The organism is Hamadaea sp. (genome assembly GCF_013362815.1).
Classification (GTDB): domain Bacteria; phylum Actinomycetota; class Actinomycetes; order Mycobacteriales; family Micromonosporaceae; genus Hamadaea.
Genome location: NZ_JABFVK010000046.1, coordinates 46,459 through 59,623 on the forward strand (window position 1 = coordinate 46,459; position 13,165 = coordinate 59,623).

The 13,165-nt window shown below is 69.4% G+C and carries 12 protein-coding genes; 10 read left to right on the plus strand and 2 right to left on the minus strand.

Annotated features, from left to right (window positions below; all coding sequences use genetic code 11):
• The first annotated feature begins 160 nt into the window (after positions 1-160).
• Positions 161-3,220, plus strand: coding sequence for a hypothetical protein (locus tag HOV77_RS21670; protein ID WP_290864445.1), 3,060 nt, complete (start codon positions 161-163; stop codon positions 3,218-3,220).
• A 239-nt stretch (positions 3,221-3,459) separates the two neighbouring features.
• Here the strand turns inward: HOV77_RS21670 and HOV77_RS21675 are convergent, their stop codons facing one another.
• Entirely contained in the window at positions 3,460-4,644 is a 1,185-nt protein-coding gene (locus HOV77_RS21675) for a HAMP domain-containing sensor histidine kinase (RefSeq protein ID WP_290864446.1), read from the minus strand.
• Positions 4,641-5,285 carry a response regulator transcription factor gene (locus HOV77_RS21680; protein ID WP_290864447.1) on the minus strand — a complete coding sequence of 215 codons (645 nt, stop codon included), beginning with the start codon at positions 5,283-5,285 and terminating at the stop codon, positions 4,641-4,643. Before HOV77_RS21680 ends, HOV77_RS21675 begins: the two co-directional genes overlap by 4 nt.
• Before the next feature lie 87 nt (positions 5,286-5,372).
• On the opposite strand from HOV77_RS21680, the gene HOV77_RS21685 reads away from it, so the two are divergent.
• From HOV77_RS21685 to HOV77_RS21725, 9 genes are all read left to right on the plus strand, one after another.
• The gene (locus HOV77_RS21685) at positions 5,373-5,909 is read left to right on the plus strand and encodes a hypothetical protein (protein WP_290864448.1); all 537 of its coding nucleotides are present in this window, start codon (positions 5,373-5,375) and stop codon (positions 5,907-5,909) included.
• The gene (locus tag HOV77_RS21690) at positions 5,906-6,952 is read left to right on the plus strand and encodes a peptidoglycan-binding domain-containing protein (protein ID WP_290864449.1); all 1,047 of its coding nucleotides are present in this window, start codon (positions 5,906-5,908) and stop codon (positions 6,950-6,952) included. The genes HOV77_RS21685 and HOV77_RS21690 overlap by 4 nt, the downstream gene beginning before the upstream one ends.
• A complete protein-coding gene (locus tag HOV77_RS21695; RefSeq protein ID WP_290864450.1) occupies positions 6,949-7,602 on the plus strand; it encodes an ABC transporter ATP-binding protein in 654 nt (217 codons plus the stop codon). The genes HOV77_RS21690 and HOV77_RS21695 overlap by 4 nt, the downstream gene beginning before the upstream one ends.
• Complete coding sequence (locus HOV77_RS21700) at positions 7,599-8,792, plus strand: ABC transporter permease (RefSeq protein WP_290864451.1); 1,194 nt, start codon at positions 7,599-7,601, stop codon at positions 8,790-8,792. The genes HOV77_RS21695 and HOV77_RS21700 overlap by 4 nt, the downstream gene beginning before the upstream one ends.
• Positions 8,793-8,872: 80 nt before the next feature.
• The gene (locus tag HOV77_RS21705) at positions 8,873-9,568 is read left to right on the plus strand and encodes a phosphatase PAP2 family protein (protein WP_290864452.1); all 696 of its coding nucleotides are present in this window, start codon (positions 8,873-8,875) and stop codon (positions 9,566-9,568) included.
• A 54-nt stretch (positions 9,569-9,622) separates the two neighbouring features.
• Positions 9,623-11,185: an amidohydrolase gene (locus HOV77_RS21710; RefSeq protein ID WP_290864453.1), complete on the plus strand. Its 1,563-nt coding sequence runs from the start codon at positions 9,623-9,625 to the stop codon at positions 11,183-11,185.
• A gap of 30 nt (positions 11,186-11,215) precedes the next feature.
• Positions 11,216-11,947, plus strand: a complete 732-nt coding sequence (locus tag HOV77_RS21715; protein ID WP_290864454.1) for a VOC family protein — start codon at positions 11,216-11,218, stop codon at positions 11,945-11,947.
• A gap of 48 nt (positions 11,948-11,995) precedes the next feature.
• Positions 11,996-12,670: a DUF6766 family protein gene (locus HOV77_RS21720; protein ID WP_290864455.1), complete on the plus strand. Its 675-nt coding sequence runs from the start codon at positions 11,996-11,998 to the stop codon at positions 12,668-12,670.
• A 52-nt stretch (positions 12,671-12,722) separates the two neighbouring features.
• Positions 12,723-13,142, plus strand: a complete 420-nt coding sequence (locus HOV77_RS21725) for a CBS domain-containing protein (protein WP_290864456.1) — start codon at positions 12,723-12,725, stop codon at positions 13,140-13,142.
• The last annotated feature ends 23 nt before the right edge of the window (positions 13,143-13,165 follow it).

The window sequence follows — 13,165 nt, forward strand, 5'->3', positions numbered from 1 at the left end:
CCTGCATCGTCGAGAAATCGACAACCCGAGCGTGGCGTGCGTCACGACGTCCAGGTAGCGGCATCGCCGTCGATGTCCGGCCCAAGTCGATCCCAAGTCGGGTCGGCTGTCCTGGCGAAGCGGGCACGACCGTGTCCCGCATCGTCAGAAAGGACGTAACGTGAGACTCACGGCCAACCTGCGAAGGGTCGCCATCGCGACCACTCTCGCGGTCGCCGCGGTGTTCGCGGTCAGCACCGCCGCGTACGCCGACCCGGTGGAGATCGAGGGACAACGATTGCGCGACGATCTGTTCGTCGCGTCGGTGCACTCGCGCACGCAAGGCGCTCAAGGTCTGAAGGATCTGGTGCTGAGCGCCGAGCTGCTCGGCTACCACCAGCGGTTCCCGACCAAGACCAGGGACGAGATGCTGGCGCACGCGGCGGTCGCGAGCCAGTGGTACGACAGCCACATGGACGGCACCGACTTCGCCCTCCAGACATATGAGGCGCTGCCGCACGCGCTCACCGTCATGTCGGCCTTCCCGCAGGGTGCGGTCGCCGCGCCGATCATGAAAGAACTGCTCGAGATGACGGTCGGGCCGGTCGGCAAGGCGTACAGCGAGCGGATCAACCAGGTCGCCACCTCGCAGTACTCCTACGAGCAGTTCGAGCGCTGGTATCCGGTGCAGGACATGGTGTGGCGGCGGATCACCACCCAGGCCCAGGGCGACCCGACCTTCGCCGCCGCGTGGGACGGCAATTTCGGCGCGCGCCTCGGTGTCCTGTCGACCGCGTCGGAGGAGCAGCTGGCCGCCGACCCCGCCATCGCCACCTGGATGAACGTCAACGCGTTGCTGGAGCACGCCAACAACACCGAGAACTACATCGCCGAGGCGCGGGCCCAGATCGTCACCGCGATCGGCCGGCTGCAGACGCAGAACGCCCAGCTCATCGGCCAGGTCGGTCAGCTGGGGCAGCAGTTCCCGGTGACGTCCACGACGACGCCGCCGAGCCCGGCGACCTTCAGCGAGCAGCGGCAGGCCGCCGTCGACCGGCAGAAGGACATCGACGCCGCCGGCATGGCGATCCAGGCGCTGGCCACCGCGCTCGGCTTCGCCGACCCCACCGCCGGGCGGATCGTCGGCGGCGTGGGCAAGTCGCTCGTCCAGGTCGCCACCGCGATCAACAAGTACATCCCCTCGATCGCCGGTCTGAGCCTCACCCAGGCGCTGACCTCGATGAGCACGGTGGCGCTGACGGGCAACATCCTCGGTGCGATCGGCGCGTTGCTGCCGGTCTTCGCCGACGGGCCGACTCCGGACCAGCTGCTCATGGACGAGATCCACCGGCTACGCGACCAGGTCGGTCAGCTGGCCACCACGATGACCTCCCGGTTCGACCGGGTGGATCACGCGCTGACCGTGATGTACGGAGCGATGCTCGACCGGTTCGACGAGGTCGTCGAGCTGCAGCACGCGACGCTGGCCGAGCTCGGCTACATCGAGAAGGAGCTCTACAACCTCAACGTCAAGATCGACAACTGGGGTTCGGCGATCATGCGGGCGCTGGCCGAGGACAAGATGGCCGAGGTCGTCGAGCGGATCAACTGGGGCGTCGGGCACCTGTACAAGTACAACGAGCCCATCCCGACGTACCTCGATTACCAGAGCGTCGAGAACAAGCTGCAGACCATGGCGACGCAGACGGCGCTCGACGAGGTCTTCAGCCCGAAGGCCAGCACCTATCCCACTCTCGACCCGGTGACGGCGACCCGCACCTACGGCGAGGACGGATACGGCCCCGCGACGGTCATGGACTACCTCGACTGGTACGCCGCCACGAACTACGGGACGACGCGTACGTCGGCGTCCAAGCCGGTGGCGATCGGACCGTGGACCGTGTCCGCTCGTGGGTACGCCCGGATGGTCGTGGAGAACCCGAACTACGCCAGTCAGGTCAACGAGGTGCGGACCACCGACATCCTGGCCATGGGTCAGGGCCTGGTGAACGCCGCCCGGCGGTTCAGCAAGCCGCTGTCCACTCCGGACAACCAAGGCAACCGCACCAACGGCTTGTACACGGCCGCGATGACCGAGTACCGCACCGCGCTCCAGTCGTTCTCGGCCGAGCTCGGCGCGATCCGGGGCGCGAACCCCGACAACAAGATCTACAACGTGTTCGGCAACGCCGACCAGCCGCTGGACACGGCGGCCCAGCTGACCGATCCGGCGAAGGTCGGCCCGTGCACCGGCGCGACCGCGTCGCTGACCCGGCCGTCGACGGTGTCGATCTCGCAGGCGCCGAGCGCGTTGCAGTTCGCCAAGTACGCCCATCCGCAGCAGCCGTCGGTGCGCCTGTGCTACAGCGCGAGCTTCGCCAACGTCGAGACCGTGGACGACTACAAGTTCACCCACACGTACGCCGATCTCGACATCACCTTCAAGATCAAGGTGAACTGGAACGGGCAGGAGTGGGACTACCGCACCTGGCACTCGTCGTGGTACCTCGGTGAGATCTGCCGGAAGTACGTCACGGGCGCGCCCGGCGGCTTCTGCAACAACCTCTCGTACTACCTCGGCAAGTGGGATGCGTCGTACCTCGGCGGGTTCACCGCGTCGGCGTCCGTCCAGACCGACGACACTCCGGCCACCTACGCCCGCAATCGGATGAACGAGTACCTGACCGGCCGGCAGAAGGCGTACTACAACGCCGTGGTGACCGCGCTGGGGGCGCCCGCCTCCCCGCTGTTCGCCGCCAACACCCGCCTCACCCGGGCGGTGGCGATGATTCAGGCGTACACGCAGGTCGGGTTCGCCAAGGCGATGAGCTTCGACGAGCTGCTCAGCCTGCTGACCGTTGGAGGCGAGCGGCTGCCGTCGGACTTGGACGGCGTCAACACCATGACCGAAGCCTTCGTACGCGCCCAGGTCAACTACGCCGGCTGCTCGCTCACCGGGCCGGGCGGCGCGTGCGCCGAAGGCGCACAGGTCGTCGACCCGATGGCGAACCAGAAGACGGTCTGGAACGGGTGCAACGCCAACGGCGCTCCCGGCGCCAGCGGCGACCCGATCGGCGACTGCCTGCTCGGCATCGGCCAGCACCGCACGAACGTGCTCGCCACCCGGTTCGAGGCGCACTCGCGGGAACTCGCCGCCGGTGCGTACGCCGAGGGCCTGCCCGACGTGGTCGCGGTGATGGAGGAGCTGAACCTGGCCAACGCCTTCATCCGGCACGCCTGATTTCCTTGAGATACGGGCCCGGTCGCGCAGTATGCGGCCGGGCCCTTCGCGCTGTTGGCGGGGCCTTCGCGCTGTCGGCGGGCCCGTGTGCGGCGCAGTGGGCGGCCGGACGGCTCGCGTTATGCCGGATAACGTCCCCTTGGCGCGCGGAATAACCGCGTTATCCCGGGATAACGCGAAGCGCCCGCACGAACCCGCCGCGGAACGCGCCCGCGGAACGCGCCCGCGGAACGCGATGCTCAAGCGGAGGGCAGCGTCACGCTGACGCGAAGCCCCCCGTCAGGACGAGCAACAGCCGCCACAGTTCCACCATGGACGGAAGCGATGGAGGCGACGATCGCCAGCCCGAGCCCCAGCCCGTCCCGGGTGGTCCCGTCGTGCAATCGCTGGAACGGCTTGAACAGGTCGTCGACCCGTTCAGCCAGCACGAACGGCCCGGTGTTGACCACCTCCAGCACAGCCTGGCCGTCCGTAAGACAGGTGGTGATCCACACCTGCCCACCCGGCAGGTTGTAGCGGATCGCGTTGTCGATGAGGTTGGCGGCGAGTCGTTCCAGCAGTACGGGGTCGCCGGTGGTGGCGGCCGGTTCGAGGTCGGCGTGCACGACGCGGTTGCCGTATTCGACGGTTTCCAGCGCGTCCTCCACCGCGGTGGCGAGGTCGACCGGCTCGCGTACGGTCAGGCCGTAGTCGTTGCGGGCCAAGGTGAGCAGCGCGCCCACGACCGCCTCTGCCTGATCCACCCCCGTACGCACGTCACGCCCCATGGCCAGCAGCTCCTCCGGAGTCGGCGCGGGTTTGGCGAGCACCACGTCGACGGTCGCGCCCATCACGGCCAGCGGCGTACGCAGTTCGTGCGAGGCGTTGGCGATGAACCGCCGCTGACTGGCGAACGAGGCCTCCAGCCGGGCCAGCATCGCGTCGAAGGTGTCGGCGAGTTCCCGCAGCTCGTCGTGGGGGCCGGCCAGCCCGACCCGGGCCGACAGATTGTGCTCCGACGCCGCTCGCGCCGCCGCCGTGATCTGGTGCACCGGCCGCAGCACCCGGCCCGCGACGAGCCACCCGGCCAGGGCCGCGAGCAGCGTCACCGCGATCAGCGCGATCGCCGAGTACTGCAACAGATGCGACAGCGTCGCCTCGCGCTGGGTCTGCGCGCCCGTCCGGACGCCTTCGGCGAACGCCGTCTCGCATTTGTGCCGCAAGTTCTCGTCCGTCGTGGTGTTGACGACCTGACGGCAGTAGTCGATGAACTGCTCGGGATTCTGCATGAAGAAGATGTCGCGTTCCTGCTGGCCCTCCTTGGGCGCAACCGAGGACAGGCTCGCCAGCAGGCCGTAGCTGATTGCCACGACTACTGCGCCGCACACGAAGAACACCGAGGTGTAGAGCAGGGTCAGGCGTACCCGGATCGACAGGCGGTTCACAGCCGGTACCCCCGTCCGACGACGGTCTCGATGAGCGGCGGATCGCCCAGTTTGCGGCGTAATCGGGTCATCGTGACCGAGACGATGTTGCTGAACGGGTCGGCGTGCGCGTCCCACACGTGTTCCAGCAGGTCCTCCGCGCTGACCACACCGCCGTCGGCCGCCGCGAGCATCTCCAGCACGCCGAACTCCTTGCGGGTCAACGACAACGCGCGCGTCCCCCGGCTCGCGCGGTGCCGCGCCCGGTCCACCACCAGGTCGCCGCGGCGCACGAGCGGCGGAGCCGACGGCGCGCGGCGGCCCAGCGCACGTACCCGGGCGACGAGCTCGTGGAACGCGAACGGCTTGCCCAGGTAGTCGTCCGCGCCCAGCTCCAGGCCGTCCACCCGGTCGTCGACCTCGGCCGCCGCGGTCAGCATCAAGATCCGCGCCGGGCCGCCCGCGAGCGTGCGGCACACCTGGTCGCCATGGATCGTGGGCAGGTCGCGGTCCAGAACGATCACGTCATACGCCGTGAGCCCCGCCTCGGCCAGTGCGCTCGCCCCGTCATGGACGAGGTCGACGGCCATCCCGGCGTCGCGCAGTCCCTCGGCGACCCGGACGGCCAGCGTGAGGTGATCTTCGACGACGAGTACGCGCATGCCGGCAATTGTGCGTCGGCCGGCATGACATCCGTACGACATCGCGGGTAGCGCCCGTGTCATCGGCGTACGCGTAGACACCGATGCATGAGACGACTACTCCTCCTCATGACGGCTGCCACGACCGCCGCCGTCGTGGCGCTCGCCTCGGGCGGGTGCAAGAACTCCGGGGACGACGACGGGCTGGCCACCGTCCAGGGCACCGCGTCGGCGAGCCCGACCGCGTCCTCCCACCCTGACCCGACCGCCTTCGTGGCGTGCATGCGGCAGCACAGCGTGAACATGCCGGAACCGGTCGCCAACCAGGAGTGGCGCCCGGACAAGCCCGAAGGGGTGAGCCGTGAGCAGTTCGAGACGGCCGTACGCGCCTGCCAGAGCTACCTCGGCGAGAACCTCCTGGGCCAGCCGCCGTCGGCCGAGGAGATGGAGAAGCTGCGTACCTTCGCGATCTGCATGCGCGAGCACGGCATCGAGATCACCGATCCGCTGCCCGACGGCAACATGAAGATCAACGGACGGCTGGGCTCGATGAACCGTACGCAGCTCGAAGCCGACCCGCAGTACCAGTCCGCGTACAACGCCTGCAAGGACAAGCTGCCCGTCGACGACGGGAAGAAGAAGTGAAGCGGCCGCTGCGTACCGGTCTGGTGACCGGATCGGCCGCGCTCGCGACCGCCGCCGTGGCCGCCGCCGCATTGGGCATCGGCGGCGGAACCGAGACGCCGCAACGGCAAGCGCCGCAGCAGGCGACCGCGCCCGTGACGCGTACGACGCTCGTGCAGTCCGAGGAGGTCAACGGCACCCTCGGCTACGGCGCTCCGACGCCGGTCAGCACCGCCACGGGGGCGGTGCTGACCTGGCTGCCCACCCCGGGCACGACGATCAGCCGGGGCAAGGCGGTCTATCGCGCGGACAACCTGCCGGTCGTGCTGTTCTACGGCGCGCTGCCGCTCTACCGGCCGCTGCATGTCGGCGACACCGGCGACGACGTGAAGGAGATCGAACGCAATCTCACCGCGCTCGGCTACTCCGGGATCACGGTGGACACCCGCTACACGGCGGCGACCGCAGCGGCGGTGAAGAAGTGGCAGCAGGCGCTTGGCCGGACCCAGACTGGAGTCCTCGACCCCGGAACGGTGGTCGTCGCACCCGGCGCGATCCGAGTCTCCGCCGTCCAGGCGCACGCCGGCGACCACGCCCAGGGGCCGATCCTGTCCTACAACGGCACCACCCGTGTGGTCACCGTGGCGCTCGACGTCGCCCTGCAGAACCTCGTCAAAGCGGGGAACCCGGCGAAGGTCACCTTGCCCGGCGGGCAGCAGGTGGACGGCGTACTGGCCACGGTGGGCACGGTCGCCACGCCGGGCAGCGACAACCAGCACCCCGCGACCATCCCGCTGACCGTCACCGTCGCCGACCAGGGCAAACTCGGCGGGCTCGACGAGGCCCCGGTGGTCGTCTCGATCACCTCGGCGAAGGCGGAGAACGTGCTGACCGTCCCGGTCGCCGCGCTGGTCGCGCTGGCCGAGGGCGGCTACGGCGTACAGGTCGTCGAGGGCGCGGGCAGTCATTATGTGGCGGTCCAGCTGGGCATGTTCGCCGACGGCCGGGTCGAGGTCACCGGCGACGGCCTGTCCGAGCAGACGAAGGTGGGGGTCCCTTCGTGATCGCGATGGACCAGGTCGGCAAGACCTATCCCGGCGGAGTGACCGCGTTGCGCGATGTGTCGCTGACCATCGAGGCGGGCGAGCTGGTCTCCGTCGTCGGCCCCTCCGGTTCCGGCAAGTCCACGTTGCTGCACCTGCTGGGCGCGTTGGACACGCCGACCACCGGAACGGTCAGCATCAACGGCAGCGACGTCTCCCGCCTGTCCGACGCCCGCCTCTCGGCATTGCGGGGGCGCGTCATCGGCTTCGTGTTCCAGCAGTTCCACCTGGCTCTCGGCGTACCAGCGGTGGAAAATGTGGCCGACGGTCTGCTGTATGCCGGGGTCCCACAGCGAGAACGACGGCGACGGGCCGCCGAGGCCCTGGAGCGAGTGGGCCTGGCGCATCGGCTGGACCACCGGCCGCATCAGCTGTCCGGCGGTGAGCGGCAACGGGTCGCGATCGCGCGAGCGGTGGTCGGCTTCCCCGAGGTGCTGCTGGCCGACGAGCCGACCGGCAACCTGGACTCGGCCTCGGGCGCGGAGGTGATGCGGCTGTTGCGCGAGCTGAACGCGGACGGGACCACCGTGGTCGTGATCACCCACGACCAGGACGTCGCCGCGGCGCTCGACCGGCAGATCAAGGTACGCGACGGGCAGGTGCTGTCATGACGGCAGCTTCTCGGCTGCTGCCTCGCGACGTGCTGCGCGTCGGGGCGGCCGGTCTGAACACGCGCCCGTTGCGGGTCTTCTTGTCCGCGTTGGGGATCGCGATCGGCATCGCCGCGATGGTGTGCGTGGTCGGCATCGCCAGTTCGAGCCGGGCCGGACTCGACCGTCAGCTCGCCGCGCTCGGCACCAACCTGTTGCGCGTCGAACCCGGTCAGACGATCCACGGCGAGGCTTCGCACCTGCCCGTCGAATCGGTGGACATGGTACGCCGCATCGGCCCGGTCGAATCGGCGAGCGCGACCGCCCGGCTGACCGACGTTCACGTGTATCGCAGCGACAAGATGGGATTCGGCGAGACGGGGAACCTGACCGTGTTCGCCGCCCGCACGGACCTGCTCGACACCGTCCGCGGGGAGCTGGCCAGCGGAACGTGGCTCAACGCGGCGACCGAGAAGTTCCCGGCGGTCGTCCTCGGCGCGGCCACCGCTCAACGGCTCAGCATTCCGCGGGCCACCCCGGATGTGAAGGTGTGGCTGGGTGGACAGTGGTTCACCGTAGTCGGCATCCTGCATCCGATCCCGCTCGCCCCTGAGCTCGATTACGGCGCGTTGGTCGGCTGGCAGGCGGCTTTGGCACAGCTGCGGTTCGACGGCTATCCGGTCACCATCTACACGCGTACGCGGGAGGAATCGGTCCTCGCGGTGAAGGGAGTGCTGGCCCGCACGGCGAATCCGGAGCACCCGAACGAGGTGCAGGTGTCGCGGCCCTCCGACGCGCTCACCGCCAAGCAGGCGGCCGACGCGACGCTGACCGCTTTGCTCCTCGGTCTCGGCGCGGTCGCGCTGCTGGTCGGCGGGGTCGGCGTGGCCAACACGATGGTCATCTCGGTCCTCGAACGGCGGGCCGAGATCGGGTTGCGGCGCTCCCTGGGCGCGACGCGGCGGCACATCCGGCTGCAGTTCCTCGCCGAATCGCTACTGCTCTCGGGGCTGGGCGGCACCGGCGGAGCGCTGCTCGGCATCGGCGTGACCACCGGGTACGCGTCCTATCAGGACTGGCCGGCGGTCGTGCCGCCCTGGGCGTCGATCGGCGGACTGGCCGCCACCCTCGTCATCGGGGTGTGCGCCGGGATCTACCCAGCTTGGCGCGCTGCTCGGCTCTCGCCCACCGAGGCCCTCGCCGCGACCTAGCCTTTTTAGGCGGCAGATCACGGATATCCATGTGATCATGGGCGTTGATGGCATGGTTATCCGTGATCTGGCGAGAACGCGTGACGCGCTGGCTGACCGCGGAGATCCTCGTGCTCGTCGCCGGGATCTTCGCGGTCCTGGCGCTGGCGGCGTTGTTCGTCGAGGTCCTCGACGCCGTCGGGGACGCCGACGACCTGACCGTCATCGATCGGCCGACCGTCGACTGGCTGGCCGCGCACCGTGCGCCCGCGTTGACGACGGTGCAGATCGCGATCACGACGCTGGGCGACGCCAAGGTGCTCGTCCCGCTGGTGGCGCTTGCCGCGATCGTGGTGGCCTGGCAACTGCGGTCGTGGGAGCCGGTCGTGCTGGCCCTCGTCGGGCTGGGCGGCATACATCTGCTCACGAGCCTGATCAAGGTGCTGGTGGCCCGGCCGCGGCCGAATCCGCCGAACCAGGCCGTCCCGGTCACGGGCTTCTCCTTTCCCTCTGGGCATACCACCGGATCGTTGGTGGGTTTCTGCCTGCTCGCCTGGTTGATCAGCATGCTGACGAGGAACGTCGCCGTCCGGTGGGCGGTCTGGTCGGCGGCGGTCGTCTTCGCGGTTCTCGTGGGACTGTCCCGCGTGTATCTCGGCGTGCACTATCCGAGCGATGTGATCGGCGGGTGGCTGCTGGCGCTGGCGTGGCTCGGCGCGGTCGCCATCGGCGCGAATCGGTGGAACCGGCGCGTCGAGGCTCGTCTCTGGCGGTCGCTGGAGCCTCCGGCTCGGTGATTCAGTCTCCGGCCGGGTGATCACAACGGCGTGAAAAGCGTACGGTGTGGTCGCATGAGCATCCGGGTCTTTCGTCATGCCGTCATCCACACCGGCGTCGGAGGCCGCCCGCCTGCGCAGGCCATCGCGGTCGCAGACGGGCGGATCACGGCGGTCGGCTCCGAAGCAGAGGTACGCGCGGCCACCGGTCCCGCGGCCGAACTGGTCGACCTTGACGGGGCGGCCGTCCTTCCCGGGTTCTACGACGCGCACATCCACACCGCCCAGTACGCACACGGCCTGACGACGGTCGACCTGGCCGGCACCCGTTCACTGGCCGAGGCGCAGGCGTTGGTGGCCGAACGCGCCGCTCGGCTGAGTCCCGGCGAATGGCTGCTGGGCGGACGCTGGAACAGCAACGTGTGGGACGTTCCGATGCAACCCGACCGGTACGCCTTGGACGCGGTGTGCCCGGCGAACCCGGTCGCGCTACCCACCGTCGACGGCCACACGACCTGGGTGAACTCGGCGGCGCTGCGGCTGGCCGGGATCGACGCGTCGACGCCGGATCCGGTGGGCGGGCACATCGTGCGAGACGCCTCGGGCGAGCCGACCGGCATACTCCGGGAGACGGCGGCGCATCCGTTGCGCCCGTTCACCTCCGCCCCCGACCTCGGCCGGCTGTTGCGCATCGGGCAGGAGAAGCTGCTCGCCCTCGGCATCACCAGCGTGCACGACATCGACGGCGAAAACTGCCATCGGGCGTACCTGGAGATGAAGGCGGCCGGCGATCTGAAGCTGCGCGTCCACAAGGCCATCCGGCTGGAGCATCTCGAGCAGGCGATCGCGGAGGGCCGCCGGACCGGGCAGGGCGACGACCGGTATCGCATCGGGCCGCTGAAGGTCTTCAGCGACGGCGCGCTCGGCTCCCACACGTGTCACACCAGCCGGCCGATGACCGGCGGCGACCGGGGCATCGCGGTGCAGCCCTATGAGGAGCTGGTACGCCTGTTCCGCACGGCGGCGCAGGCCGGGATCGCCGTCGCCACCCACGCGATCGGGGACCAGGCCAACCACCTTGTGCTGGACGCGTACGAGGAGATCGGGCCGACCGCCGGGCTACGGCATCGCATCGAGCACGCCCAGCATCTGCAGCCCGCCGACGTCGCCCGGATGGCGCGCCTCGGCATCGTCGCATCGATGCAACCGGTGCACTGCACGAGCGACCTCGACCTGGTGGACTCGCTGCTGGCCGGGCACGACCTCGCCTCGTACGCCTGGCGCAGCCTGCTCGACGCGGGCGTGCCGCTCGCCTTCGGCTCCGACGCTCCGGTCGAGGACCCGAACCCCTTCCCCGCCCTGTACGCGGCGGTCACCCGGACGCGGCCGAACGGCGAGCCGGCCGGCGGCTGGCAGCCGGAGCAGCGGATCACCATGGCCGAGGCGGTCCGCGCGCACACCTTCGGAGCCGCGTACGCCGCGAGCGAAGAACACGACAAGGGAGTGCTCGCCCCGGGCCGGCTGGCCGACTTCATCGCGGTCGACGTCGATCCCTTCGCCGACTCGCCGGCCGCCGTCCTGCGTACGCGGGTCCAGTCGACGATCGTGGGCGGCGAGGTGGAGTACCCGCCTCGATGAAGGCTGTGACCAGCGCCTAGAGTCGTCGGAATGGCAACGAGGCTGGTACAGATCAACATGAAGGCGCACGACGACGTCAAGCTGGGCGCCTTCTGGGCCGAGGCACTCGGCTGGGGCGTCGACCACGAGGAGCCCGGCGTGACCAACCTCCTGCCCGAAGGCGGTTACGTCTACCCGGATCCGGTCGCCGTCGTCGTCGACCTGGTCGTCTCCGCCGAGCCCAAGACCGTGAAGAACCGCGTACACCTGGATCTCGCCAGCACCTCGGCCGAGCACCAGGCCGAGACGGTCGCGCGCCTGACGGAGCTGGGCGCCCGGCCGATCGACATCGGCCAGGGCGACGTCTCGTGGGTCGTGATGGCCGACCCGGAGGGCAACGAGTTCTGCGTGCTGGACTCGCTGTACGCCGAGACCGGCCCGATCGCGTCGGTCGTGGTCGACTGCGCTGATCCCCAGGCGATGGCCCGTTTCTGGGGCGCGGCGACGGACTGGCCGGTTCACAAGGTGGACGACCAGAGCGCGGTGCTCCGCTCGTCGGCGGGCGTCGGCCCGTACTTGCAGTTCCTTCGCACTCCCGACGTCAAGACGGTGTGGAACCGGGTTCATCTCGACGTCCGCCCGTACCCCGGGGACGACCCCGAGGCGGAGGCGGACCGGCTGCGCAACCTCGGAGCCACCGAAGTCGATCTCGGCGGTGCCATCTCGTGGAAGGTGTTCACCGACCCGGAGGGCAACGAGTTCTGCCTGCTCTCCCCGGCCTGACCCCGGCTGACCCGTTTGCGAACTTCGTGCTCCGGGTAGCCCCACCCGGTGAAGGCAAGGCGCCGGTGGCTCTGGTCGAACAGCCTGTCCCTGGTGACGTTCGGCGCGTTCGTTGTGTTCGTGACCGGTCAGGCGCTGGCCGGCTGGCGGGTACGCAACGAGCAGCTGGCCCAGGCCGGGGCGGCAGCCGACAGCTTCTGGGCGTACCTCGGCTCGGGGCACTTCGGCGAGGCGCTGCTGGAGAACTGGGAGTCGGAGTTTCTGCAGCTGGGCGCTTATGTGCTGCTGACGGCGTACTTGGTGCAGCGGGGGTCGCCCGAGTCCAAGTCGCTGGACGGCAAGGACCGTCCCGGTGACGATCCGGACAACGCCACCGCCGACTCCCCCGGCTGGTCCCGAGGCGGCGGCTGGCGGCAGCTGCTCTACCGCAACAGTCTTGCCATCGTGCTGCTCGGATTCTTCGCGCTCAGCTTCCTCGGGCACTTGATCGCCGGCACCGCGGCGTACAACGAGGAACAGAAGCTGGAGACCGGCGCAGCGCCGGTGAGCCTCGGGCAGTTCGCCCGGACGGCCGAGTTCTGGTTTCAATCCATGCAGAACTGGCAGAGCGAATTCTTCTCCGTCGGCGCTCTGGTGCTGCTCTCGGTCGTGCTGCGCCAGCACGGTTCGCCGCAGTCCAAACCGGTCACCGCTCCGCATGACCAGACCGGATCTGAGGAGTAGCCCGGGGTGACGCGGGTACCCGGTCAGCATCCGAGAGGAGGAAGGACGGGACATGAACGGACAAAGTGTTCATGAGGTGATGACCCGGGAACCGGTGACCATCAGCTCGCGCGAGACACTGATCGGCGCGGCGACCATGATGCGGGACTACGACATCGGCGACGTCATCGTGACCGATGGCGAACGGCCGATCGGCATCCTGACCGACCGCGACATCATCGTCCGGGCCATCGCCGAGGGCCGCGGGCTGACCACCCCGGTCGGCGAGGTGTGCAGCACGGACCTGGTGACCGTGACGCCGGAGGACGGCACGCAGCGGGTCGTCGAATTGATGCGCGGCAAGAAGATCCGCCGTCTTCCAGTGACCGAGAACGGACGTCTCGTCGGCGTCGTCTCGCTCGGCGACATGGCGGTCGAACGGGACCCGCACTCGGCGCTGGCCGACATCAGCTCCGGGCGGCCCAACCACTGACGCTGTCCTATCAGGACGGTTTG